This is a genomic window from Nocardioides marmorisolisilvae, from assembly GCF_031656915.1.
In the GTDB taxonomy this organism is placed as follows: Bacteria; Actinomycetota; Actinomycetes; order Propionibacteriales; family Nocardioidaceae; genus Marmoricola; species Marmoricola terrisoli.
Genome location: NZ_CP134227.1, coordinates 2,990,727 through 3,014,677, shown reverse-complemented (window position 1 = coordinate 3,014,677; position 23,951 = coordinate 2,990,727). Strand labels below are relative to the sequence as shown.

The window sequence follows — 23,951 nt, the reverse complement described above, 5'->3', positions numbered from 1 at the left end:
GTCACTCTCTCGGATCGACAAGTCGAACGCGGTCACCGGCGGCGCACCGGCCGGGCGAGACGACCCGGGCATAGTGTCCGAACCAGATCTCACCGGCCTCTCGACGATATCCCGCCAAGGTTTCCAGCAGGTGTCGATTGCGTTGCCCGGTCCACGGATCCAGGTCGATCACGGCGCAGCGCGGGATCGGTCGGAGCAGCTCGATCGTCGCCGTCCCGACCTGCACGCGGACTCCGGTGGCGTCGGTCGGGAGCGGATCGCTGCCGTCGTCGAGGGTCAGGGTGGCGCGGAACCGTGCGAACTCCCCGAGCAGGTCGGGTACGCCGGCCCGCGACCCGAGCTCGGCCAGATCGCTGGTGGTCACGATCGTCACCGGTGCGCCGTACACGACGTCGGCGGGGGTGGTGACCCGCGCCAGCCGGACCGGGAGGCCGAGGAGGTCCGAGAGCGCGGCCGCGTGGACGCTGCTCTGCAGACGCAGGGCCGGCCGGCGACCCCAGTAGTCGAAGTCCAGCACCTCACCCGGGTCGAGCTCGCCGGTCACCTCGCCGCCGGGCAGCTCCAGACGGAGGACGGGATCGCTCCAGTGCGCCCGGGTCCGGAGCAGCATGGGGTTGGCCACCGTGCGCAGCACCGCGCGGGACTCGACGTCGACCACGCAGAGGATCCGGTCGTCGACCGGCCCGCTCGCGGCGAGCTCGACCTCGTCACGCTCCTCGTGCCGGGCGCCCTTCATCGTCGACAGCCCGACCCGATGGACCCTCATCCGGTGGCCCCCAGGTCGAAGGTCTCGAGCACCTCGTGGCGCGGGCGACGCCTCGGCCCTTCGCCGAGGTGGCTCTCGACGAGGGCGATCCGGTCGATCGTCCACTCCGGTCCGCGGTAGCCGTCCAGCAACCGCACCCACCGGGTCGCCTCGACCGGGTGCCCGATCCTGGCCAGGGTCAGGTGCCCGCGGAAGCGTTGGCCGTCGACGGGGGCGCCCGCCTTCGAGGCGGCGGCACGACACCCGGTGGCGAGCCGACTCAGCTCGACCGGGTCATCGGTCTCGACGCCGGCCCAGAGCACCTTCGCACGCGCGGCATTCGGGAACGCTCCGCCCCCGGCGAACCGGCAGGCCATCGGGTGCCGACGCGCGGCCGCACGGCCGAGCCGGGCGACAAGGTCGTCCAGCTTGCGCTCGGCCAGGTCGGCCATGAAGGCCAGGGTCAGGTGCCACTGGTCCGCCGAGGTCCACCGGAAGTCGGCTGCTCCGCGTCGTACCTCGAGGAAGCCGTCGAGGTCCTCGACCGCCCCCTCCGGGGGAACCACTGCCACGAACATCCGCACCCTTGCAGTCTGCCGTCCGCGGAAGGTGCCGGATGGAGCGGGTTACGACTTCGGGGTGTTGTCCACCTGGATGTCGAAGTTGACATCGGAGCCGTTCACCTTGGTGACCGTCACCGACACGCCGTACTCGCGGGCGCCGTCGGTGAGGGTGCAGCGGGCCTTCGCCCCCACCTTCGCCTTCAACGACGGGCAGGTGACCTTGTCCGGGACCTGGCCGACCTTTTTGGCGAGCTGACTCGACACCTGCTTGGCCAGGTCATTGCCGGAGACCGAGTCCGAGCCGACCGATGCAGAGCAGCCGGCGAACGCCGACAGCGCGAGGGCGAGAACGATTGGGACGGTCCGGGCCATGGTGCTCCTCAGGGACAAGGTGACGGGGCGAGATCCCGGGAGCTGCCGAGGCTGATCTCCTCACGACCGTACCGGCCCAGGTCGCGCCCTGTGCCCGGTTTCCGATCAGAGGCCCAGGTCGCGGCCGATCAGCATCTTCATGATCTCGTTCGAGCCGGCCCAGATCTTCGTCACCCTGGCATCGCGCCAGGCGCGGGCGACCCGGTACTCGTTCATGTAGCCGTAGCCGCCGTGGACCTGCACGCAATGGTCAAGGATCTCGTTCTGCACCTGCGAGCTCCACCACTTGGCCTTCGCGGCGTCCACCGGGGTGAGCCTGCCGGCAGCGTGCGCGGTCACGCACTGGTCGATGAAGGCCTGGGTGACGTCCGCCTTGGTGACCAGCTCGGCAAGCAGGAACTGGGTGTTCTGGAACCTGCCGATCGGCTGGCCGAACGCCTCGCGCTCCTTGGCGTACTGGATCGTCTCGTCGAGGATCTGCCGGGCGTGCGCCAGGTTCGCGACAGCGCAGTTGAGCCGCTCCTGCGGCAGGAACTGCATCATCGAGACGAACCCGGTGTCGAGCGGCCCGATCAGGTCGTCGTTGCTCACCCTCAGGTCGGTGAAGGACATCTCGGCGGTGTCGGACTCGTCCTGGCCGACCTTGTCGAGCTTGCGACCCAGCGCGAAGCCGGGGTTCGCCGTCTCGACGCCGAACAGCGAGATCCCCTTCGCCTTCTTCTCCGGCGAGGTGCGGGCGGCCACCACGACGAGGTCCGCGCTGAAGCCGTTGGTGATGAACGTCTTCGAGCCGTTGATCACCCAGCTGTCGCCGTCCTGCACGGCCGTGGTCCGCAGGTTCGCCAGGTCCGAGCCGACGCTCGGCTCGGTCATCCCGATCGCGCCCAGCAGCTCGCCGGTGGCGTACGGGGGCAGCCAGCGCTCGCGCTGCTCCTCGGTGGTCAGGTGCACCAGGTACGGCGCGACGATGTCGGCGTGGATGCCGACGCACGAGGCGAGCGCCATGTTGACTCGCGCGAGCTCCTCGGTGAGCACGGCATTGAACCGGTAGTCGCCGGCCCCTGGCTCCAACTGGCCGCCGTACTGCTCGGGGATCTCCAGTCCGAGGAACCCCTGCGCGCCGGCGGCGCGCCAGAACTCGCGGTCGAGCCCGTGGTTCTGCTCGTACTTCTCGAGGTGGGGCTCGACCTCGCGGGCGAGGAACTCGCGGACGGACTCGCGGAAGGACTCGTGGTCGGCGTCGTAGATGGTGCGCTCCATGCGCACATCCTAGTTACCGACAGGTAGCCCGCACGATGAGACTGCTTGATCCCGGGATTGCATGGCCCCGACTGTGCGCTGTCCGAGGCACCATGGGGACGTGCGCACGAATCCATCGACTCTCGGTCGTCGGGCCCTGCTGATTGCGGGCGCCGCCGGCCTGGTGGCCGGCTGCAGCGGCGGCCCCGGCGCCACCGTGGCGGCTCCGGCGGCAGGGTCCACCCCGCGGCTCCCTTCGTCGCCCCCGTCGAGCACCGGTCCGGTCCCCTGGGGCGATCTGCGCCGGCATGTCCGGGGCCTCCTGAGGCGTCCGGGCGACGCTGGCTACAACAGGGTCCGGCGCACCGAGAACCCCCGGTACGACGACAACCACCCGCTGGCCGTCCTCACCGTCGCCTCCGCCTCTGACGTGGCGATTGCGGTCACCTGGGCGCGGGACCACGGCGTACCGGTGGCGGTGCGGTCGGGCGGCCATAGCTATCCGGGCTGGTCCGCGGGCGGCGCGCCCGGAACCGGGATGCCCAGCGCACTGGTCCTGGACTGCCGCGACCTCGACCGGGTCGCCGTGCACCCCTCCGGGACAGCCTCGATCGGCGCCGGTGCCGCGCTGGCCCGGGTGTACGACGTCCTCGGGAACCGGGGACGGGCCCTGGCCGGCGGCTCGTGCGCGACCGTCGGGATCAGCGGGCTGGCCCTCGGCGGCGGCGTCGGCGTACTGACCCGGGCGATGGGACTCACCTGTGACGCGATGCGGTCGCTGGAGGTGGTCACCGCCGACGGCAGGTTGCGCGTCGTCGACCCGGACCGGCATCCCGACCTGTTCTGGGCGCTGCGCGGCGGCGGAGGCGGGCACCTGGGCGTGGTCACCTCACTGCGGTTCGCGACCACGGCGGCGCCGACGCTGACCACCTTCTACCTGGGCTGGCCGTTCTCGGCCGCTGCTCGGGTGATCGAGGCCTGGCAGGACTGGGCCCCTGATGCGGACCCGCGGTTGTGGTCGACCCTGAAGGCGCTCGGCGGGGGCGCTCATCCGGGCGGTCCCACGCTGCTGCTCTCGGGCACCTGGACCGGGCCCACAGGAACGCTCGACCGCCAGCTCGCCGGGCTCCTCGCGCACGCCCCGGCCCCGTCGGTCCGGACCACGCACGTGCGTGGCTACCACGAGGCGATGATGACCTACGCAGGCTGTGCGACCATTCCGGCTTCGCGTTGCCATACCGGGCCGGGTGGCTCGCTCACCCGCGAGGCATTCGCGGCCACCTCCCACGTCGGCTACGAGGCGCTGCCCTCTGCAGGCATCGCGGAGTTGCTCGGCGAGGTCGAGCGGGCCCAGTCCTCCGGGCTGCATGAGGCCGGGATCTCGATGGACGCCCTCGGCGGCCACGTCCGCGACCTGTCCCCCACGGAGACCGCGTTCGTGCACCGGCGGGCCCTGATGACCGTCCAGTACACCGCGACGTACTCCGGCCAGCGCGGACACGACGCCAGTGCCTACGTCCGACGGTTCCGGTCGACGCTGATGCCGTACTGGGGAGACCATGCGTACGTCAACTACGCCGACCGTGCGGTCCGGCACCACCGGACGGCGTACTTCGGTGCGAACGCCGCCCGACTCGCCGCGGTGAAGCGGGCCTACGACCCGGACAACTTCTTCGACCAGCCCCAGGGATATTGATGCCACGGCTGCTCCGCCTGCCTCTCGTGCTCGGCCTGCTGTGCGTGGCGCTCGTGACCGCGGGCTGCGGCTCGGCTCCGCACCAGGGCAGGGATACGCAGCCACACCCGTCGACGTCCGCACAGGTCTCAGCCTCGCGCGCTCCGCACCGGACTCACCGGATTCACCGGACTCACCGGACTCACCGGGCCGAGCGCACCCCGCACCGGCAGCGGTCCGCACCCGGGACCGTGCCGCCGTCGTGGCTCGGGACCCGGGTGCTGCCGCACCAGCCCGGCGGCTTCGGCAGGATCGAGCCGACCCCGAAGGTGCTCCGTGACCGTCGGTTCACGCTTCCGGACACGGTACCGATGCTGCCCGGCCACGGCTTCGCCTCCCGGATCGAGCGCGCGCCCGCCCGGGTGCTGGCCCGCTCCACCTGGCGACCCGCCTGTCCGGTAGCCGCTGCCGACCTGGACTGGGTGCGGCTGACCTTCCGTGGCTTCGACGGCTCGCGGCACACCGGGGAGCTGCTGGTGAACCGCACGGCGGCCGCCGATCTGGTGCGGGTCTTCCACCGGCTGTGGGACCTGAGGTTCCCCCTCGAGCAGATGCAGATCACCACGAAGGCCGAGCAGACCGCGCCCCCGACCGGAGACGGCAACGACACCGGCGCCTTCAACTGCCGTCCGGTGCGGGGGGCGACCATCTGGTCCGAGCACGCCTACGGTCTCGCCGTCGACGTGAACCCGTTCCAGAACCCCTACATCAAGGGCCACCTGGTCCTGCCCGAGCTCGCCTCGGCCTACCTGGACCGCTCCTGGCACCGTCCCGGGATGATCCTGCCCGGCGGGCCGGTGGTGCGCGCCTTCGCCTCGATCGGCTGGGGCTGGGGCGGTAGCTGGCACTCGCTGAAGGACCTGCAGCACTTCAGCGCCAACGGTCGCTGACGGCGGACGCGGAGTTCGCCCCGCTCGTCGTACGCCACCGGGCCGTCCTGTCGGGCCCTCCCCCGCGTCGGGTCTTGTGCGCGAGCCGGGACAGGAGTTTGTTTGGGTTCATGGCGGACAAGCACTCCCGCAGAGCGACCGAGCAGGACCTCGGCGTCGAACGGCCCGACCGCATCCGCAACGTGGTGCTGGTCGGGCCGACGCAGTCCGGGAAGACCACGCTGGTCGAGGCGCTACTCGCCACCGCCGGCGCCATCCCGCGGGCCGGCTCGGTGGAGGACGGCACCACCGTGTCCGACTTCGAGGAGGGCGAACACACCCACCACCGGTCCACCTCGCTCTCGGTCGCGCCGCTGGTGCACGCCGAGGTGAAGATCAACCTGCTGGACACCCCCGGATACGCCGACTTCGTGGGCGAGGTGCGGGCCGGGCTGCGGGCCGCCGACTGCGCCCTCTTCGTGATCGGCGCCAACGACACCGTCGACGACGCCACCATGGCGCTGTGGCGGGAGTGCGGCCAGGTGCAGATGCCGCGGGCGGTGGTGGTCAGCAAGCTCGACCACGCCCGTGCCGACCCCGACGCCGTGGTGGCGCTGGCACGAGCCTCCTTCGGCGACAAGGTGCTTCCGGTGTACGTCGTCGCAGCGGACGGATCGTTGACCGGCCTGATCACCGGGGACGGGGTGGAGGGCGACCCGCGGCGGGGCGAGTTGATCGAGGGAGTGATCGAGGAGTCCGAGGACGAGACCCTGATGGACCGCTATCTCGGCGGCGAGCAGATCGACGAGGCAGTCCTCGTCGACGACCTGGAGAGGGCCGTCGCTCGGGGCTCGTTCCACCCGGTCGTCCCGGTGTGCGCCACCACCGGCGTCGGACTGGCCGAGCTGCTGGACCTCTGCGTGCGCGCCTTCCCCGCGCCCGGCGAGCACACCTGCCCCGAGGTCTTCACCCCCGCCGGCGCCACGGCGGACCCGCTCGCGTGCGACCCCTCCGGCCCGCTCGTCGCCGAGGTGGTGAAGACCTCCAGCGATCCGTACGTCGGCCGGGTGAGCCTGGTCCGGGTGTTCTCGGGCGCGCTGGACGCCGACCTGCCGGTGCACGTGTCCGGGCACTTCTCGTCCTTCTTCGGTGCCGACGCCGGGCACGACGACCACGACGAGGACGAGCGCATCGGCGTGCTCGGTCACCCGTTCGGCGCCCAGCAGGTGCCGGCGGCCCGGGTCCTGGCCGGCGACGTGGCGGTCGTGGGCAGGCTCTCCCGGGCCGAGACCGGCGACACGCTCTCCGACCCGGAGCGGCCCCTGGTGCTCAAGCCGTGGACGATGCCCGAGCCGCTGCTGCCGATCGCTATCGAGGCGGCCACCCGCTCCGACGAGGACAAGCTCTCCTCCGCGCTCTCCCGGCTCGCCGCCGAGGATCCCAGCCTGCGTGTGGAGCACAGCGCCGAGACCGGTCAGCTGGTGCTGTGGGTGCTCGGCGAGGCACACGCCGAGGTGGCCCTGGATCGGCTGCAGCATCGGTACGGCGTGGCCGTCGAGCAGTGCGACGTCGTCGTACCGCTCCGGGAGTGCCTGGCCGGCCCGTCGAAGGGACACGGGCGGCACGTGAAGCAGTCCGGCGGCCACGGTCAGTACGCGATCTGCGATCTCGAGGTCGAGCCGCTCCCCCAGGGCGGCGGCTTCGAATTCGTCAACAAGGTCGTCGGCGGCGCGGTGCCACGGCAGTTCGTCCCGAGCGTGGAGAAGGGGGTCCGCCACCAGATGGAGCGTGGCGTCCGCGCCGGCTTCCCGCTCGTCGACCTGCGCGTCACTCTGGTCGACGGCAAGGCGCACAGCGTGGACTCCTCCGACATGGCGTTCCAGTCAGCCGGCGCACTGGCTCTCCGCGACGCTGCGGAGGGCACGACCGTGTCACTGCTCGAGCCGTACGACGAGGTCGCGGTGCTCGTCCCCGACGACCAGGTCGGGGCGGTGATGAGCGACCTGTCCGCCCGACGAGGTCGACTCCTGGGCAATGACAAGGTCGGCGAGGACCGCACCCTGGTGCGCGCCCACGTGCCGCAGCGGGAGCTGGTCCGCTACGCGATCGACCTGCGCTCGGCGACCCACGGTGCCGGCGCCTTCACCCGCTCCTTCGCGCACTACGAGCCAATGCCGGAGGACCAGGCCAAGCAGGTGGTCGCGGAACGCTAGCCGCGGGCGTCGGGCGCCTGTCGGAGCCGGGCTGCCAGGCCGGACGCCCGCTGCACCGGCCGCTCGACCGCGGCCCGGAACGCGGCCGCGCTCCCGACCACGGTGACCTGCTCCCGCGCCCGGGTCACCGCGGTGTAGAGCAACTCACGGGTCAGCAGCGGGGAGTCCTCCGGCGGCAGCACCACGGTCACCGCCCGCGCCTCCGAGCCCTGACTCTTGTGCACGGTCATCGCATACACGGTCTCGACCGCGGACAGCCGGGTGGTGGCGTACGGCACGATCGCGCCGTCGACCCGGAAGACCACCCGGAGCCGGCCGTCGGGAAGCCGCGTGGTGACGCCCAGGTCGCCGTTGGAGAGCCCGAGCACGCTGTCGTTCGCGGTGACCAGCACCGGTCGCCCGGCGTACCACTCGGCGTAGCGGGTCAGGCCGGTCCGCTCCGAGACCAGCCGCTCGACCAGCCGGTTCCAGCCGCCGACGCCGTAGGGCCCCTCGCGGTGCGCGCACAGCAACCGGTGGTCGTCGAGCCCCGCTAGGGCGGCCGCGCGATCGTCGTGCTCGGCAGCGACCGTCACGTCGTAGGCGGCCCGGGCGACCTGCTCCTGGACGACCGCCATCGCGGTGGCGTCCTCGGGGTCGACCATCCGGGCCGAGCCGGCGTCGGAGGCGAGCAGGTGCAGGGCTGCCTCCGCGTCGCCGTCGCGCAGCGCCTGGGCCAGGTCGGCGAGAACGCTGGTCGGGGCATCGCGCGTGCGGTGCACCTCGGTGAGCCGCACCACCGGAGAGTCGGCGCGTCCGGCGAACCCTGCGACCACGTCCGCGAGCACAGCACCCGCCTCGACCGACGCGAGCTGGTCGGGGTCGCCGACGAGCACCAGCCGGGCCTGGGGGCGCAGCGCCTCGAGGAGCCGTGCCATCAACGAGAGCGGCACCATGGAGACCTCGTCGACGACGACCAGGTCGTGCGGCAGGTGGTTCTCGCGGTGGTGCCGGAAGCGCGTGGTGTTGTCGGGTCGCCAGCCCAACAGCCGGTGCAGCGTGCTGGCCTCGAGGCCGGTCACGGCGTTCCGGTCGGCGCCGGGCATGGTCGCGGCCTCCCGGGCCACCGACTCCTGCAGCCGGGCGGCCGCCTTGCCGGTCGGGGCGGCCAGCGCGATCCGGGGGGCCTGGCCGGTGGCCAGCCGGTGCTGCTCGGCGACCACGGCGAGCATCCGCGCGACCGACGCGGTCTTGCCGGTGCCCGGCCCACCGGTCAGGACGGTCAGCCACTGCCCGGCGGCCTGCCGGGCGGCGGACCGCTGCTCCTCCCAGCCCTCGGCGAACAGCCGGTCGAGGGCGGTCCCCAGGACCGCCTCATCGACGTCGGGCGGCCGGCGGCCCACGCGGGCGAGCAGGTCGGCACAGACGTCGCACTCCTCGCGCCAGTAGCGGTCCAGGTAGAGCAGCGTGCCCTCGAGGCGGAGCACCCCGGCATCGGTCAACCCACTGCTACGCGCCGCCTCCACCCAGGTCGTCGGCTCGGGCCAACCGGGCTCCGCGGCGCCGTCGGCCAGCTCGATCGGCTGGGAGGCGACCGCCGCGAGGTCCACGCACACCGAGCCCAACCGCGCGGCCCGGACCGCGAGGGCGACGGCGAGCAGCACCTCGGGGGCCGCCTCTCCGCCGAGGGCGCCGAGTCGCCGCGCAACATGGACGTCGGCGCTGTCGAGCACGCCGCTGCGGTTGAACTCGGCGAGCAGTCCGGTGGCGCGAAGCGCCTGGCGCGCGGAGAGGTCGGGGTCGGGACCGCGGACGGTGGTCATCGGGGCGCCTCCTCGCCGGCGAGCAGCTGGGACAGCTCCTCCACGAGCGCCACCGGCGGACGCCAGGAGAACACGCCGCAGGGGACGCCGTCCACGGCCGGCGTCGCAGGCCCGCACATGCCGCGCAGGTAGAGGTAGAGCACGCCACCGAGATGCCGCTCGGGCTCGTACGCCGCCCCGAGACGCCAGCGCAGGTAGCGGTGCAGCACCACGGTGTAGAGCAGCGCCTGCAACGGATAGTGCGAGTGCACCATCGCCGCCGCGACCGCCTCGGCGCGATAGTCCCACGCCGTCGACGGGCGTCCCGGCTCGCCGAGCTGGTTGGTCTTGTAGTCGACCACGACGAACCGGGCACCCCCCGGCGCGGACGCGTCTGGGACCCGGAGCACCACGTCGATGGAGCCGCTGAGGTAACCGCGCAGCCGCTGCTCGCCCAGCCCGGGTGCCTCGAGGCGGTCGGCGTAGCCGCGCAGCGGGTCGCCGGCCGGAAGGTGTCGGCGCAGGGCCGTGGCGAAGGCGGCCAGCGGTAGGTCCGTGGGCCCTGCCGCGTCGCCTCCGGCCATCGGGAACTCGAAATCGAGCTCGCACAACCGGTCTGCCCGACCGATCCGGCGCAGTGTCAGGTCCTCGGCGAGCGGGCCGAGCGGGGTGTCGTGCAGCGGCAGCAGCGCGGCCGCCACGTCCTCGCTCGCCGCGTCGACCGTCCACCAGCGGCGCTGCTCCTCGACGTGGCCGCGAAGCTCGGCGAGCAGATCGGGGGCCGACGGGTCGGCGTGCTCGAGGACCGCGTGCACCAGCGACCCGAAGGTCGCCCCCGCCGGCATGTCCGCCATCGGGGAGACGGGCCCTTCGGCCGCCGGCTGCGGGAGTACCGGGACGGCCGCCCCATCGATCGGGGGCAGCTCCTCGTCCACCGTGCCGACGTCCTCCGGCTCGCTCGCCGCAGTGATCAGCTGCTCCTCGGCCCGGATCAGCCCGGAGTACGACGTACGCCGCCACTCGGTGTCGAGGGTGCGCTCGAAGCTGCGGCACGCCAACCGCTCGCGGGGCGGGGCCAGGCGCAACGGCGGCTCCCCCGTCGGCTGGGCCCGCTCCAGGCTGAACGCGCCCCGATCGGCCCAGCGTTGCAGCACCACCTCGGCATTCGCGTCGTCCGCGGGCACCTCGACCTGCTGGGAGACCTCGGCCCGGCCGTCCTCACGGCCGAACAGCAGCCGGCTCAGGCCGCCGTTCCCCGCGTTCCAGGTCGGCGCCCACCACGCGACGACCAGCGAGGTCGCCCGCGTCAGGGCGACGTAGGCCAGCCGCAGGTCCTCCTGCGCCGTCTCTCGACGGGCGGCGCGGGCGGCCGCGGGAGTGCCCGCGACGTCGAGGCAGCGGTCGTCGCCGTCGTGGTAGGCGTGGATGGTCTCGCGGTCGTTGACCCTGCGCTCGTAGAGCTGGGGCAGGTAGACGACCGGGAACTCCAGGCCCTTGGCTCCGTGCACGGTCAGCACCTGGACGGCATCCGCGTCGATGTCGAGCCGTCGACGCCGGGCATCGCTGCGTCCGCCCTCCTCGATCGCCTCGTCAAGCCACCGAAGCAGCCCGGTCACGCCGAGGTGCCGGTCGACCGCGGCCTCGTGGAGCAACTCGCCGATGTGGTCGAGGTCGGTGAGCAGCCGCTCGCCGCCCGCCTGGGTGAGCACCCGGCGCGCCATCCCGGCGGCGTGCGCCGCCGCCACCACGGCGGCGACACCCCGGCTCCGCACGAGGTCCAGCCAGCCGCGGACCCGCTCGGCAAGGTGGTCGACGAGGTCGTCGCCCCCGGCGTCGAGCTCCTCCGGGGTCACGCCGAGGAACGGCGTCAGCGCCGCCGCACGCACCCGGCCGGGCCGCTGCGGCTGCTCGAGCGCGAGCAGCAGGGTCGTCCAGTGCTGGGCCGCCGGACCGCCCATCACCGTCTCGGCGGTGTTGACCACGAACGGGATCCGCTTGTCGCGCAGGGCGGTGAGGATGCGGCTGCCGTCGTACCTCACGGAGGGCAGCAGGATCGCGACGTCGCCGGCCCGGAGCGGACGACCGTCATAGGTCGCGCCCGAGCTGAGCAGGCGCGCCAGGTCGTCGGCCACGTCGAGCGCGATCTGCTGCGGCGCGGCGGGCGCCTTGAGGGTGCCGTTGCCGTTCAGCGGGTGCCCGGCGCGGTGGAGGTGCCGGAGGCGGACGCCGGCGGTCACGCCGGCCAGTCGCGAGGTGGTGCGGTGCGCCGAGACCGGGTGCACGACGATGCCCTCGTCGCCCAGCGCAGCCCCCCGGGTGAGCACCTGCAGCGCCTCGACCACCGCGGGATCGCTGCGCCAGTTCACCGCGAGGGTCTGCTTCGTAGCGCCGCGGACCGCCCGGAGGTAGGTGGGGGTGTCGCCGCCGCGGAACGCGTAGATGGCCTGCTTGGGGTCGCCGATCAGGACCAGGCGCGAGTGCTGGGCGAACGCGGCCTCGAGCACCCGCCACTGCACGTCGTCGGTGTCCTGGAACTCATCGACCAGGACCACCGGCCACCGCTCGCGCATCCGCTGCGCAGCCGGGGAGTCGTCGCCCTCGACGGCGTCGGCGAGCCGGGTGAGCAGGTCGTCGAAGGTCAGCAGCCCGCCCGATCGCTTCCGGGCGTCCACCTCCGCGACGACGGCGCGGGCGAAGGCGACGAGCGCGCCGGCGCGGGGATCGACGCTGGCGTCGGGCTCGATGCGACCACGCAGGTGGTGGACCGCGGCACGGGCGGCCGCGCGCGCGTCGCCGACCTCCACCGGCGGCTCCTCGGGACTGTCGGCCCACCGGCGCAGGTATTCGTCGACGACCACGTCCTCGACCAGGTCGTCGACGTCCTCCACCAGCCGGTCGGTCACGTCGGTCTGGCCGGCGACGCCGAGCGAGCGCAGCACCAGGTCGCAGAAGCCGTGAGTGGTGAGGATGGTGGCGGCGTCGTACTGGGTCACCGCGGACTGGAGGCGGTGCCGGCGCGTTGCGCACTCCTCCTCGGGGAGCGGCGCCCCTGTGGCGTCGTGGGTGAGCACGTCAACGAGCACCTGGTCCGTCGCGGCGTACGGGTCCTCGAGGGCCTTGACTGCTTCGGTGAGCCGGAACCGGACCCGGTCGCGCAGCTCCTGAGTGGCGGCGCGGCTGAAGGTGATCACCAACAGCTGGTCGAGCCGGGTGCCCTCGGCGACGTACCGCGCCGCGAGGGTCGCGACCGCCCAGGTCTTGCCGGTGCCGGCGCTCGCCTCCAACGCGCTCACCCCGACCCTGGGGAGCGGCGCGGTGATGTCGAAGGTGGGCATCGCGGTCCCCGTCGCCGTGCCCGTCATCGGCTCTCCCTGTCCAGCGCGGCCTCCCAGAGGACCCGCGCCCAGCGGTCGAAGCGTGGGTCCTCGGCGACCTCGTCGAAGGCCGGCGGCCGCCCCCAGGTACGGCGGAACTCGCGGCTGCGGGACTCCCGTCGCCACTCCTTCTCCGCGTCGCGCCGGATCTGCCAGGGCTTCATCGCGGAGCGGTGCCCGCGGACCCAGACCCGCGCCGTGTCGGGGGCCAGCGGCAGCGGCGCGGTGAGGGCGGCGTCGTGCAGGGCGACGAGGTCGCGCAGCACGGCGGCAGGGTCGTCGGGAAGGCGGTACGTCGCGCGCTCCGCGCCACCGCTGCCCCGGCCGACCGTGCCCGCGATCGTGCCGTATCGGCCGGCGACGCCGAGCGCGACCAGTGCGACCCAGGCCTCCAGCCGCTGCTTCGCACGCAGGCGCGAGAACCCGACCCGGACTAGGCGATCGCCGTGCAGGCCGGGGACCGTGCCGACCAGCCGGCGGCCGTCGCCCAGGTCGACGTCGAGGTCCACCGCAGACGGCGCGATGCCCTGCCGGCACGCCTCGGCCACCTCCACCAGCGGCCCGGCCTGGTCGCAGACCCGCTTGGCGATCCGCCAGCCGTAGCGGCCCGGCGGCAGGGCACCGCGGCGCCACTCGGCCTGCAGGGCGTCCTGCGGGGTGCGACCGGCGAGGAGCTCGTGCAGCATCCGGTCGCCGACCTGCCATTCGTCGAGGCCCCGCAGATCGACGGGCAGCGCGTCGCGGACCTGCTCGTCCTCCCAGGGCAGCTCGAGCCGCAGCCGGCGGCGCAGGAATGCGCGCACCGGGTTGACCACGGCGTCGACGAGGTCGGCGACGTCGATGTCCGTCACCGGAGCCGTGCCGAGGTCGAGGTCGGCCAGGGAGGGCACCGCGGCGCGCTCGCCGGTCGCGGCGGTCGCCGCGCCGGCGGCCCCGGGGTCGAAGGAGAAGGTGCCGTGCCGGCCGCCGCGCTCGACCAGGCCGTCGGGCCGGAGGTAGTCGGGGTGGAAGGACTGGGACCGGTGACAGGTCACCGGCTCTCGGTCGGGCGCGGTGGTGCGCAGCACGTCGAGGAGTTCTTGCAGGGGCACCGCCGGCGGCCGGGCGTGACCGGTGGCCTCGTGGAAGCCGGTGTAGGTGATCACCAGGTGGCTGCCCGCGGCCATCACCGCGTCCAGCAGCAGTTGGCGGTCCTGGCTGCGGGGGTCGCGCTCGCCCGGTCGGCGGTTGCGGACGAGCAGGTCGTCGCCGTCGCGGCTGGGCCGCCGCGGGAACACCTCGTCGTCGAGCCCGAGCAGGCACACCACCCGGTGCGGCACGGACCGCATCGGCGTCAGCGTGCAGACGGTGAGCGCACCGGTGCGGAAGCTGGCCCGGGTCGGTCGGCCGGCCAGCTTGCGGTGCAGCAGCGCCCGGACATCGGCGAGGGAGAGGTGCAGCCGGTCGCCCGCCCCCTCGGCGGCCTCGGCGATCCCAGCGAGCTCGCGGTGGAGCTGAGCCAGCTGCCACTCCTCGCCGCGCGACGCGGCGGTGAGCTGCTCGACGCCCTGGGCCAGCAGCAGCACGAGGTCGCTGACGGCGTGGTCGCCTCGAAGTGCCTCCGTGAGGCCCTGCAGGCGGTCGAGCGCTTCAGCAAGCCGGCCGGCCAGGCCGATCGACGTGCTCGCGACGTCATCGAGCGGCAGCGTCGACCCCAGCCACAGGTCGGAGTCGTCGGAGAGCGCGACCCCGGCCAGGATCCGGTCGAGCCCGAAGCGCCAGGTGTTCTGCTTGATGCCTGGCAGGCCCAGCTCGGCCCGGTGCTCCTCGTCGTAGGCCCAGCGGATGCCGGCACGCCCCACCCAGCCGGTCACCGTCTCGAGGTCGGACTCGGTCAGCCCGAACCGGCGTCGCACCGGCTCGGCCGCGAGCAGGTCGAGCACCGCGCTCGCGCTGACCCGGCCGTCGGCCAGGTCGAGGACGGTGCCGAGCACGCCCAGCAGCGGGTTGGTCTGCACCGGCGACCGGTCCGCGAGCATCACCCGCAACTGTTGCCCGGGGTGGCTGCCGGCGACCGCGTCGCCCAGACCGAAGGCGGCGCCCACCAGCGGTGCGTAGCGCTCGACGTCGGGACACATCACCACGATGTCGCGGAGCTCGAGGTCGGGATGGTCGGCGAGCAGCCCGAGCACCACCTCGCGCAGCACTTCGACCTGGCGGGACGGGCCGTGGCACGCGTGCACCTGCACGGTGTCGTCCTCGGCGCGAACCGGCACCGGCACCGGCCGGGTGTCCGTCGCGATCGCCGACTGCAGGTGGCCGAGGAGCGTGTCGGGCAGGGGCGGGACGGCGCCGCCGTCCTCGTCGACCGCGCCGACCCGGTCGAGGCCCTGCTGCAGCTCACGCACGTCGCGACCGAGGGTCGCCAGCAACGGGTGCCGCGGCTCCCGGTCGTCCCAGAGCCCAGGGGAGGGATGCGGCAGCCACAGGTGCACGTCGCGGTGCTCGCCGAGCGCCGCGAGCAGCTCGAGCTCGGTGGCGGTCATCGTGGTGTGCCCGAAAAGGGAGATCCGGGGCGGCAGCCCGAGGGGTCCCCGGCCCTCGCGGAGCGCTGCCACCGCAGCCCGGTGCCGGGCGCAGGGTGTCGGCACACCGACGGTCGCGACGGTGCGGCGCCACAGCTCGGCCTGCCAGCGCAGGTCCTCGGGCAGCGGGTCGCCGCAGCCGTCGGTGTCGCGGCCCGACTCCCAGTCATCGAGCAGGGCCGGCCGCTGCACGGCGTACGACGCGAAGATGCCAGCCAGCCGCCGCGCGACGGTGAACCGGCGACCCCGCCGCAGCGCCGCCTCGCGCTCGTCCGCCAGACCGTGACCGAGGTGCGTGGCGAGCACCTGCGCCCACTCCTGCCCGGAGGCGTCGTCGATCACGCGCAGCAGCGGCCAGACCAGGGCGTCGGGCGTCCACGGGTCGGCATCGGTGGTGCCGGTCAGCTCCGCGACCAGGCTGTGCGGGGTGCGGAAGTCGACCGCCGCGCAGACGCCGTCGTCGCGACCGGACGTGCCGAGGTAGTGGGAGAGTCGCTGGCTGAGCCACCGCTCGACGCCCCTGGCCGGGACGATCACCAGCTCGCGCGCGAACGGGTCGGGCAGCGGGTCGCCCAGCAGCTGCGCCAACCCCTCCGCCAGCAGGTCGGCGCGAACTGCCCGGTGCACCGTGAACGCCACGCCGTCACCCTAGGCGGTGCCGCCGACGGTTCAGCCCAGGCCCGGCAGGGCTGCCAAGGCCGGTCTGAGCATGCCGAGATCCTCGCGCGCCAGATGGGCCGCCCCGGCCGCCCCCTGGCCTTCGGCAGAGCCGGTGCTGGTCAGCAACGCCCGGCCCGACCGGTGCAGCAGCACGGTCTGCGTGCCGACCGCCGGATGACCCTCGAGCCGCCGCCAGCTGAGCACCTCGACGGTGCCGTCGGGGAGACGATGGACCCTGCGCAGTAGCCGGGAGCCGTCCTCGGAGCGGCTGCGTCGCGATTGCCGGGCATCCCGTACGACGGTGGCGATCACGTGCCGCGCCGCCGCCGGGCTCCCGTAGACCGCCACCTCGCGTCCGCGGACCCACTCGGGCAGCTCGAAGAGCATCGTCCGTCTGCCGAGCGCACCGGTGGGCACGTAGACGTCGACACCGTGTACGTCGAGACCAAGCGGGTGCCGCAGGACGCGCGGCCGGCCGTCGCCCCCACCCCGGCCCCAACCCGCAGCGAGCGGGAAGGACGCCGGGATCCGCACACGTCCCGCCGGCGCGGGTGTCGGTGTGGGCGCGTCGCTCTCGGGCGGGCTCGGGCTGCTCTGAGCGCTCGTGCGCACGCCTGCGGGGTCCTGTGTGGCGTGGGTCGACGGGTGCTCCCCACTGCCACATCCGGCGACCAGGACCCCGAGCACGACGATCGTCGCTGTCAACCTGCCCACGTCACACCTCCGAGCGGCTCGTGCCCCTTCGACGCCGCACCCGGGCGAAAGGTTGCCTGCACAGGCTGGCACCGCGCCGGCGGCTCCGCCAGTGTCAGGTGCCGAGCAGCGAGGCGAAGTCGGTGAAGTCCTCGGATCGGTCGTCGAAAGGATCAGTCGCCGAGCGCAGCGGGCCGGGCCCCACCAGCAGGTCGACGAGCTGGCCGGCAGCCCGCTCGACGCGCTGGTGCAAGGCTCCCGTGCCGCCTGCTCCGAAGTCCTCGGTCGCAGCGAAGACCGCGGTCGGCACCACCACCGCCTTGAGGTGGGCGAACAGCGGCCGCAGCGCGTGCTCGAGGACCAGGCTGTGCCGTGCCGTCCCGGCGGTGGCCGCGATCAGCACCGGGAGGCCCTCGAGGAGGCCGGGCTCGAGGACGTCGAAGAACGACTTGAACAGGCCCGAGTACGACGCGGAGAAGACCGGTGTGACCACGATCAGCGCGTCGGCCCGACGTACCGCCTCGACGGCGTCGGCCAGCGGGCCGGCGGCGAAGCCGGTGAGCATGGCATCGGCGATCGGGTGCGCGAGAGCCCGCAGCTCCACCTGGTCCAGCGCTACTTCACGGCCTGCCGACTCCAGCCGCTGCCGGGTCGCCGCGCCGAGGCGGTCGGCGAGCAGCCGGGTCGAGGAGGGCTCGGACAGGCCGGCGGTGACCACGACGATCCGGGTCATCGGGCGCTCCTGCGAATCTGCGCCGCCTCGAGGTCCTCCGGCTGCAAGATTGCGCCGCCTCGGCGGACCAGGGAGGCGTGGGTCGGCGCGTCGGGTACGTCGGCTGGGCGGCCCTCGGCGAAGCCGGCTCGCAGGTCGGGCAGGATCTCGCCGAGCAGGTCGAGCTGCTCGAGGACGGTCTTCTGCGGCAGGCCGGCGTGGTCGACCAGGAACAGCTGACGCTGGTAGTCACCGACGTACTCCCGGAACCCGAGGGTGCGCTCGAGGACCTGCTGCGGCGACCCGACGGTCAGCGGGGTCTGCGCGCTGAAGTCCTCCAGCGAGGGACCGTGGCCATAGACGGGGGCGTTGTCGAAGTAGGGACGGAACTCGGTGACCGCGTCCTGGCTGTTGCGCCTCATGAAGAACTGACCGCCGAGCCCGACGATCGCCTGCGCGGCGGTGCCGTGGCCATAGTGCTCGAACCGGCGCCGATAGAGCGCGACCATCTGTGCGGTGTGCGACGACGGCCAGAAGATGTGGTTGGAGAAGAACCCGTCTCCGTAGTACGCCGCCTGCTCGGCGATCTCCGGCGAGCGGATCGAGCCGTGCCAGACGAACGGCGGGACCCCGTCCAGGGGCCGTGGCGTCGAGGTGAAGCCCTGCAGCGGGGTGCGGAACCTGCCCTCCCAGTCCACGACGTCTTCACGCCAGAGCCGGTGCAACAGCGCGTAGTTCTCGATCGCGAGCGGGATGCCGTCGCGGATGTCCTTGCCGAACCACGGGTAGACCGGGCCGGTGTTGCCGCGACCGAGCATCAGGTCGACGCGGCCGTCGGAGAGGTGCTGCAGTTGGGCATACTCCTCCGCGATCCGGACCGGGTCGGTCGTGGTGATCAGCGTGGTGGCGGTGGACAGCACGATCCGCTCGGTCTGTGCGGCGATGTGGGCCAGGGTCGTGGTCGGCGAGCTCGCCGCGAACGGCGGGTTGTGGTGCTGGCCGAGCGCGACCACGTCCAGGCCGACGTCCTCGGCCTTCCTCGCCAGCTCGAGGGTGTTCTTGATCCGCTGGTGCTCGGTCGGGGTGCGGCCGGTCGTCGGGTCGGCGGTCACGTCGCCGACGCTGAAGATGCCGATCTGCATGTCGCCTCCAATGTCGTTGACTGTTCAACGACACGGGGCTGTTGGCTATTCCGGCGGCCCACCGGGCCGGGGCCAGGCCCCGGTCACTCGCGCGGGCGCTCGGCTCGAACCTCGACCTGGGGCTGACGCAGGGGCCAACCGGGATGCCACGGCGAGCCGGCGTACTCATGCGGGTCCGGCCCCAGCACGGCCCGGCGAGCCCTGCGATCGTCGCCGTAGACGGTCGACGACTGCCCCCCGCCGGACCAGCGCGCACTGGTGGTGCCCGCCTCCACCCGCATCCGCAGCGACCCGTCGAGCACGTGAAGCAGGGTCTCGTCGACGACCTGCAGCAGCGGGTCGGAGCCGTCGTCGCAGGCGTCGCAACCGCAGTCGGGGACGTCCTGGATCGGCACTGCGGGCGATCCCGCGGCGAGCAGCACGCCCGCCGGACGGTCGTCGGTGGCGTCCCAACTGCCCACCACCAGGGGCAGCCCTGGCGCGAGCAGCGGCTGCACCCGCCGCGCCCGACCGAGAGCGAGGTGCGGCACCAGCAGCCAGTCCGGGTCGCCCACCTCGTCGGCAGGAGCCGGTCGGATCGGTAGGCCGAGCTCCACGACTTCGGCCAGTCCGCGCTCGACCAGGCAGCTCACCCAGGCCTCCACCCGATCGAGGACCACGGCGTACTTCCAGGGGTCGAGGCAGCGGGAGTACTCGTCCTCCGTCGACTCGCGCCGGCCATAGGGAGAAGCCGGGTCGGCGTGCGGGTCCGGCCACCCCGGCATCGTGGCCAGCGCGAGGTAGGACTCCTCGACCGCCTCGAGCAGCTCGATCAGGTACGGCGGCACCCGCTCGCCGGCCAGCTCCGGCCCGACCAGCTCGCGGTTGCGCCTTTCCCACCAGGTCACCGTCCGACGCTAGCCCCGGGGGCGCCGGGCCCGGTAGCAGTTCGGAGAGCCGACTCCGGCCAGCTCCATGCTTGCCGGGCATCCGCAGTGCGCGACCCTGGTCACGCCGCCAAGGCGCGGTGAGCCGCAGGCCGCCCGGCACATCGATCCGCGGATCGTGGACAAGTACGGCGGTTCGGGGTCGACGTTCGACCGGTCCTTGAACTCCCGACCCGTGTCAGCGGCTCTGCCAGAGTCCCATCAGGTTGCCCTCGACGTCCTTGAAGTACGCCGCCCAGCCCATCTCACCGACGTCCTGGCGACCGAGCACGGTCATCCCGCCGAGCTCCTCGATTTTGGCCAGCGCCGAGTCGATGTCATCGACGTCGACCGTGATCACCGGCCGGTCGGTGGGGCTCTCCCGCTTGAGCATGCCGCCGCCGACGTACCCCTTCTCCGCGGGGAAGCCATCGCCGTCGACCGGCCCGGTCTGCACGATCGAGTAGTGCATCTCCGGGATCTCGGTGATCGTCCAGCCGAAGGCCTCCCGGTAGAACGAGTGGGCCCGCTCGGCGTCATCGAAGGGGATCTCGAAGTGCACGACCTTGCCGCTCATGCACGGGAGCCTAGCGCGGTGACTTTTCCCAGGTTAAGCACCCATAGTCACTCTTCACACACGATCTGCGGTGTGTGAACGTGACCGATGGGTTCCTAACCTGGGAAAAGTCAGCCCCGCGCGATCGCCCGGCCGGCGGCGCGACCGGAGAAGATGCAGCCGCCGAGGAAGGTGCCCTCGAGGGCGTTGTAGCCGTGCACCCCACCACCGCCGAAGCCGGCGACCTCGCCGGCGGCGTACAGGCCGGGGAACGCGCTGCCGTCGGGGCGCATCACCTGGGAGTCGAGGTTGGTCTCCAGCCCGCCGAGGGTCTTGCGGGTCAAGATGTTCAGGCGTACGGCGATCAGCGGGCCATGAGCCGGGTCGAGGATCTTGTGCGGCTTGGCCACCCGGATCAGCCTGTCGGTGCGCGACCTGCGCGCGTTGTGCACCGCCATCAACTGGATGTCCTTGGAGAACGCGTTGTCGACCTCGCGGTCGCGGGCGACGATCTGACGCTCGAGCTCGTCGAAGGAGACCACCGCGCCGTCTCGCCCGAGCGCGTTCATCCCGTCGACGAGCTCACGCAGCGAGTCGGCGACGACGAAGTCCTCGCCGTGCTCCTTGAACGCCTCCACCGGGCCCGGGGCACCACCGGCGAGCCGGGACTTCACCATGAAGGCGATGTCCTTGTCCGTGACGTCGGGGTTCTGCTCGGAGCCCGAGAGCGCGAACTCCTTCTCGATGATCGTCTGGGTCAGGACGAACCACGAGTAGTCGTAGCCGGTCGCCAGGATCGCCTTCATGGTGCCGAGGGAGTCGAAGCCGGGGAAGTTCGGCGACGCGAACCGACGGCCGGTGGCGTCGAACCACAACGAGGAGGGGCCGGGGATGATCCGGATCGCATGGTCGGGCCAGATCGGGTCCCAGTTGTGGATCCCCTCGGTGTAGGCCCACAGCCGGTCCCGGTTGACGATGTTGCCGCCCGCGTCCTCGGTGATCTTCAGCATCCGGCCGTCGACATGTGCGGGGACCCCGGAGATCATGTGCTTCGGTGCCGGCCCGAGCCGCTCGGTCGGCCAGATCTCCCGGATCAGGTCGTGGTTGTGACCGATGCCGCCCGACGAGACGACCACGGCGGGTGCGCGCAGCTCGAACTCGTCGACGACCTCGCGCGACGACTTCACGCCGCGGGCCTCTGCCGAGGGGGCGAGCACCGCACCGCGGACGCCGACCACCACACCGTCCTCGACGACGAGCTCGTCGACGCGGTGCCGGAATCCGAACTGCACCAGGCCGCGCTCCTCGCCGGCGAGTACCGGCTCGGCGAACACCCGCACCACCTCCGGTCCGGTTCCCCAGGTCAGGTGGAAGCGCGGCACCGAGTTGCCGTGCCCGGTCGCCGAGCCGCTGCCCCGCTCCGCCCACCCCACGATCGGCACCGAGCGGAGCCCCAGCTCGTGCAGGTAGGCACGCTTCTCGCCGGCCGCGAAGTCGACGTACGCCTGGGCCCAGCGGTGGCCCCAATGGTCCTCGCCGTCCAGCCGGTCGAACCCGGCCGAGCCCAGCCAGTCCTGCCAGGCCAGCTCCCGGGAGTCCTTGATGCCCATCCGGCGCTGCTCGGGGCTGTCGACGAAGAACAGCCCGCCCAGCGACCAGAACGCCTGACCGCCGAGGTTCGCGCGGTTCTCCTGGTCCAGCATCAGCACCCGGCGCCCGGCCTTGACCAGCTCGTGGGTGGCGACGAGCCCGGCCAGTCCGGCGCCGACGACGATCGCGTCCGGGTCCACAAAGTCCATGAAGGGCAGTCTGCCCGACGTCTAGAGTTGCCCGGGTGGATCTCGACATGCGCGACCCGGTGCACCGGGTCTCGCCCCGGGCCATGGTCGTCTGGGCGGCCGGCGCCCTCCTCCAGGGGATCGTCGCGGCCGCCGCGCTGACCGTGGCTGCGGAGGTCTGGCACTGGTTCCCGATGCCGTGGTGGGCCTGGTCGGTGTACGTCGTCGTGGCGCTGGCCTACCTCGCGGTGATGCCGACAGTGCGCTACCGGATCCACCGGTGGGAGACCACCGACGTCGCGGTCTACACCCAGACTGGGTGGCTCACCCGCGAGCGCCGGGTGGCACCGATGTCGCGGGTGCAGACGGTCGATCTCGGGCAGGGTCCGGTCTCCCGGCTGCTCGGGCTGGCCAGCGTCACCGCCACCACCGCGTCGGCCGCCGGTCCCTTGGAGATCCAGGGGCTGGACCGGGCCGTCGCCGAGCACCTGGTCGCCGAGCTGACCCGCCGCACGGCGGACCTGGCCGGCGACGCGACATGACGCAGACGCAAGGGCTCGACTCCGTCGGACCCGTCGGGGTCGGACCGGCCGGGGTCGACTGGAGGCGCCTGGACACGAGGATGCTGTTGGTGCACCCCGCCGGCGAGGTGGTGCGGTTCCTGCCCGCCCTCGTCGGCGTCTTCCTGATCGGCTCGCACAGCAACGACAACGCCTGGTGGCACGTCGCCGGGGTCGCGGTGCCGGTGGTCCTCGGGCTGCTGCGCTACCTCACCACGAGCTTCCGGATCACCCCGACGCAGCTCGAGCTTCGTCGCGGCCTGCTCAACCGCGTCGTGCTCACCGCGCCGCTCGACCGGGTCCGCACGGTCGAGCTCACCTCCTCGCCCATCCACCGGGTGCTCGGGCTGGCCAAGGTCCGGATCGGCACCGGCTCGGCCCACACCCGCGGCGAGGAGAGGCTCGAGCTCAACGCGCTCTCCCTGGTCGAGGCCCGCACGCTGCGTGCCGCACTGCTCCACGATGCCCCCGGTGCCACACCCGTGCCGACGGCGTCACCGACGCACGACGACGTGCTGCTGCGGCTCGATCCGTCCTGGGTCCGCTACGCACCACTGACCACCGGCGGCCTGGCGATCGGCCTGGCCGCCCTCGCGGCCGGCAACCAGCTGCTCACCCCGCTGGTGACCGACGCCGTCCATCGGTACGACGGCAGCCGGGTCAGTGTCCCGCTCTGGGCCGGGATCGTCGGCGCGGTGGTGGTGTTCGTGGTGGTCATCTCGGTGCTGTCCGTGCTCGGCTACCTGCTCGCCAACTGGGGGTTCGTGCTCTTCCGCGACGCGTCGGGACGCAGCTTCCACGTGGTCAAGGGGATGCTGACGAACCGCGAAACCAGCATCGAGACCCGACGGATCCGTGGCGTGGAGGTGCATGAGCCGCTCGGCCTCCGACTGGTCGGCGCCGGCCGGCTGGCCGCGATCGTCACCGGGCTGAGCCGCCGCGAGTCCAGCAGCACCACCCTCGTGCCGCCTGCGCCCACCGCCGCGGTGCGCCGGGTCGCCGAAGAGGTCCTCGGTGATGGGGCGCCCCTGAAGGTCGCGCTCACCGGCCACGGACCGGCTGCCGTCCGACGCCGCTACACCCGGGCGCTGGCCGGCGGCACCGTGGCGAGTGGGATCGCCGCGATCGTGGGGTTGGCGCTCGGGGTGCACGGCTGGCCGTTGCTGCTCGCGCTGGTGGTCCTGGTGCCGGTCCCGTTGCTGGCCCACGACCGGGCGAGGCGGCTCGGGCACGCGCTGGCGGGTGCCCACCTGGTGATCCGGTCGCACTCGTTCCACGGCCGACGGGTGGTGCTGCAGTGTGACGGGATCATCGGCTGGAACCTGCACCAGAGCTGGTTCCAACGGCGGGTCGGGCTGACCACGCTGGTGGCCACCACGGCTGGTGGCAAGCAGGGCTACCCGTTGCTCGACGTACCCGACGCGGAGGCGTTGGGGCTGGCTCGCGCGGCGACACCCGGGCTGCTCGAGCCGTTCCTGCGCTGACGGCTC

Annotated in this window: 18 protein-coding genes; 5 read left to right on the top strand and 13 right to left on the bottom strand. The window is 72.8% G+C overall.

Going from position 1 to position 23,951, the window contains the following annotated elements; genetic code table 11:
- Position 1 precedes the first annotated feature (1 nt).
- The 4 genes from Q9R13_RS14460 to Q9R13_RS14445 form a co-directional block, all read right to left on the bottom strand.
- Positions 2–766 carry an MOSC domain-containing protein gene (locus Q9R13_RS14460; RefSeq protein WP_310961875.1) on the bottom strand — a complete coding sequence of 255 codons (765 nt, stop codon included), beginning with the start codon at positions 764–766 and terminating at the stop codon, positions 2–4.
- A complete protein-coding gene (gene thpR / locus Q9R13_RS14455; protein WP_310965096.1) occupies positions 763–1,323 on the bottom strand; it encodes an RNA 2',3'-cyclic phosphodiesterase in 561 nt (186 codons plus the stop codon). Before thpR ends, Q9R13_RS14460 begins: the two co-directional genes overlap by 4 nt.
- Before the next feature lie 48 nt (positions 1,324–1,371).
- Complete coding sequence (locus Q9R13_RS14450; protein ID WP_310961874.1) at positions 1,372–1,680, bottom strand: DUF4333 domain-containing protein; 309 nt, start codon at positions 1,678–1,680, stop codon at positions 1,372–1,374.
- Between the two features lie 105 nt (positions 1,681–1,785).
- Positions 1,786–2,940, bottom strand: coding sequence for an acyl-CoA dehydrogenase family protein (locus Q9R13_RS14445; RefSeq protein WP_310961873.1), 1,155 nt, complete (start codon positions 2,938–2,940; stop codon positions 1,786–1,788).
- Between the two features lie 100 nt (positions 2,941–3,040).
- On the opposite strand from Q9R13_RS14445, the gene Q9R13_RS14440 reads away from it, so the two are divergent.
- The 3 genes from Q9R13_RS14440 to Q9R13_RS14430 all read left to right on the top strand — a co-directional run bounded on the left by Q9R13_RS14440 (position 3,041) and on the right by Q9R13_RS14430 (position 7,736).
- Positions 3,041–4,615: an FAD-binding oxidoreductase gene (locus Q9R13_RS14440; protein WP_310961872.1), complete on the top strand. Its 1,575-nt coding sequence runs from the start codon at positions 3,041–3,043 to the stop codon at positions 4,613–4,615.
- A complete protein-coding gene (locus Q9R13_RS14435; RefSeq protein ID WP_310961871.1) occupies positions 4,615–5,544 on the top strand; it encodes a M15 family metallopeptidase in 930 nt (309 codons plus the stop codon). Before Q9R13_RS14440 ends, Q9R13_RS14435 begins: the two co-directional genes overlap by 1 nt.
- A 110-nt stretch (positions 5,545–5,654) precedes the next feature.
- Positions 5,655–7,736, top strand: a complete 2,082-nt coding sequence (locus tag Q9R13_RS14430) for an elongation factor G-like protein EF-G2 (RefSeq protein ID WP_310961870.1) — start codon at positions 5,655–5,657, stop codon at positions 7,734–7,736.
- On the opposite strand, the gene recD is transcribed toward Q9R13_RS14430, so the two are convergent.
- The 9 genes from recD to Q9R13_RS14385 all read right to left on the bottom strand — a co-directional run bounded on the left by recD (position 7,733) and on the right by Q9R13_RS14385 (position 21,922).
- Positions 7,733–9,538 (bottom strand): exodeoxyribonuclease V subunit alpha, encoded by a 1,806-nt coding sequence (recD, locus tag Q9R13_RS14425; RefSeq protein ID WP_310961869.1) that lies wholly within the window; start codon positions 9,536–9,538, stop codon positions 7,733–7,735. The genes Q9R13_RS14430 and recD overlap by 4 nt on opposite strands.
- On the bottom strand, positions 9,535–12,879 hold the full coding sequence (locus tag Q9R13_RS14420; protein ID WP_310961868.1) for a UvrD-helicase domain-containing protein: 3,345 nt from the start codon (positions 12,877–12,879) through the stop codon (positions 9,535–9,537). Before Q9R13_RS14420 ends, recD begins: the two co-directional genes overlap by 4 nt.
- Positions 12,876–16,094 carry an exodeoxyribonuclease V subunit gamma gene (recC, locus tag Q9R13_RS14415; protein ID WP_310961867.1) on the bottom strand — a complete coding sequence of 1,073 codons (3,219 nt, stop codon included), beginning with the start codon at positions 16,092–16,094 and terminating at the stop codon, positions 12,876–12,878. Before recC ends, Q9R13_RS14420 begins: the two co-directional genes overlap by 4 nt.
- A gap of 30 nt (positions 16,095–16,124) precedes the next feature.
- Positions 16,125–16,829: a hypothetical protein gene (locus tag Q9R13_RS14410; protein WP_310961866.1), complete on the bottom strand. Its 705-nt coding sequence runs from the start codon at positions 16,827–16,829 to the stop codon at positions 16,125–16,127.
- Between the two features lie 94 nt (positions 16,830–16,923).
- A complete protein-coding gene (locus Q9R13_RS14405; RefSeq protein WP_310961865.1) occupies positions 16,924–17,541 on the bottom strand; it encodes an FMN reductase in 618 nt (205 codons plus the stop codon).
- Positions 17,538–18,662, bottom strand: coding sequence for an LLM class flavin-dependent oxidoreductase (locus tag Q9R13_RS14400; RefSeq protein WP_310961864.1), 1,125 nt, complete (start codon positions 18,660–18,662; stop codon positions 17,538–17,540). The genes Q9R13_RS14405 and Q9R13_RS14400 overlap by 4 nt, the downstream gene beginning before the upstream one ends.
- Positions 18,663–18,745: 83 nt before the next feature.
- Positions 18,746–19,549 carry a DUF6226 family protein gene (locus Q9R13_RS14395; protein WP_310961863.1) on the bottom strand — a complete coding sequence of 268 codons (804 nt, stop codon included), beginning with the start codon at positions 19,547–19,549 and terminating at the stop codon, positions 18,746–18,748.
- Between the two features lie 217 nt (positions 19,550–19,766).
- Positions 19,767–20,144, bottom strand: coding sequence for a VOC family protein (locus Q9R13_RS14390; RefSeq protein WP_310961862.1), 378 nt, complete (start codon positions 20,142–20,144; stop codon positions 19,767–19,769).
- A gap of 110 nt (positions 20,145–20,254) precedes the next feature.
- The gene (locus tag Q9R13_RS14385) at positions 20,255–21,922 is read right to left on the bottom strand and encodes an FAD-binding dehydrogenase (RefSeq protein ID WP_310961861.1); all 1,668 of its coding nucleotides are present in this window, start codon (positions 21,920–21,922) and stop codon (positions 20,255–20,257) included.
- Positions 21,923–21,957: 35 nt separating this feature from the next.
- On the opposite strand from Q9R13_RS14385, the gene Q9R13_RS14380 reads away from it, so the two are divergent.
- Both Q9R13_RS14380 and Q9R13_RS14375 read left to right on the top strand, forming a co-directional pair.
- Positions 21,958–22,443, top strand: coding sequence for a PH domain-containing protein (locus Q9R13_RS14380; protein WP_310961860.1), 486 nt, complete (start codon positions 21,958–21,960; stop codon positions 22,441–22,443).
- Positions 22,440–23,945: a PH domain-containing protein gene (locus Q9R13_RS14375; RefSeq protein WP_310961859.1), complete on the top strand. Its 1,506-nt coding sequence runs from the start codon at positions 22,440–22,442 to the stop codon at positions 23,943–23,945. The genes Q9R13_RS14380 and Q9R13_RS14375 overlap by 4 nt, the downstream gene beginning before the upstream one ends.
- Positions 23,946–23,951: the final 6 nt, after the last annotated feature.

Coding starts and splice junctions, on each gene's coding strand:
- Q9R13_RS14405 (WP_310961865.1), bottom strand. CDS start 17,541: ATGACCCGGATCGTCGTGGTCACCGCCGGCCTGTCCGAGCCCTCCTCG.
- Q9R13_RS14420 (WP_310961868.1), bottom strand. CDS start 12,879: ATGACGGGCACGGCGACGGGGACCGCGATGCCCACCTTCGACATCACC.
- Q9R13_RS14450 (WP_310961874.1), bottom strand. CDS start 1,680: ATGGCCCGGACCGTCCCAATCGTTCTCGCCCTCGCGCTGTCGGCGTTC.
- recD (WP_310961869.1), bottom strand. CDS start 9,538: ATGACCACCGTCCGCGGTCCCGACCCCGACCTCTCCGCGCGCCAGGCG.
- thpR (WP_310965096.1), bottom strand. CDS start 1,323: ATGTTCGTGGCAGTGGTTCCCCCGGAGGGGGCGGTCGAGGACCTCGAC.
- Q9R13_RS14460 (WP_310961875.1), bottom strand. CDS start 766: ATGAGGGTCCATCGGGTCGGGCTGTCGACGATGAAGGGCGCCCGGCAC.
- Q9R13_RS14435 (WP_310961871.1), top strand. CDS start 4,615: ATGCCACGGCTGCTCCGCCTGCCTCTCGTGCTCGGCCTGCTGTGCGTG.
- Q9R13_RS14400 (WP_310961864.1), bottom strand. CDS start 18,662: ATGCAGATCGGCATCTTCAGCGTCGGCGACGTGACCGCCGACCCGACG.
- Q9R13_RS14445 (WP_310961873.1), bottom strand. CDS start 2,940: ATGGAGCGCACCATCTACGACGCCGACCACGAGTCCTTCCGCGAGTCC.
- Q9R13_RS14390 (WP_310961862.1), bottom strand. CDS start 20,144: ATGAGCGGCAAGGTCGTGCACTTCGAGATCCCCTTCGATGACGCCGAG.
- Q9R13_RS14385 (WP_310961861.1), bottom strand. CDS start 21,922: ATGGACTTTGTGGACCCGGACGCGATCGTCGTCGGCGCCGGACTGGCC.
- Q9R13_RS14375 (WP_310961859.1), top strand. CDS start 22,440: ATGACGCAGACGCAAGGGCTCGACTCCGTCGGACCCGTCGGGGTCGGA.
- Q9R13_RS14430 (WP_310961870.1), top strand. CDS start 5,655: ATGGCGGACAAGCACTCCCGCAGAGCGACCGAGCAGGACCTCGGCGTC.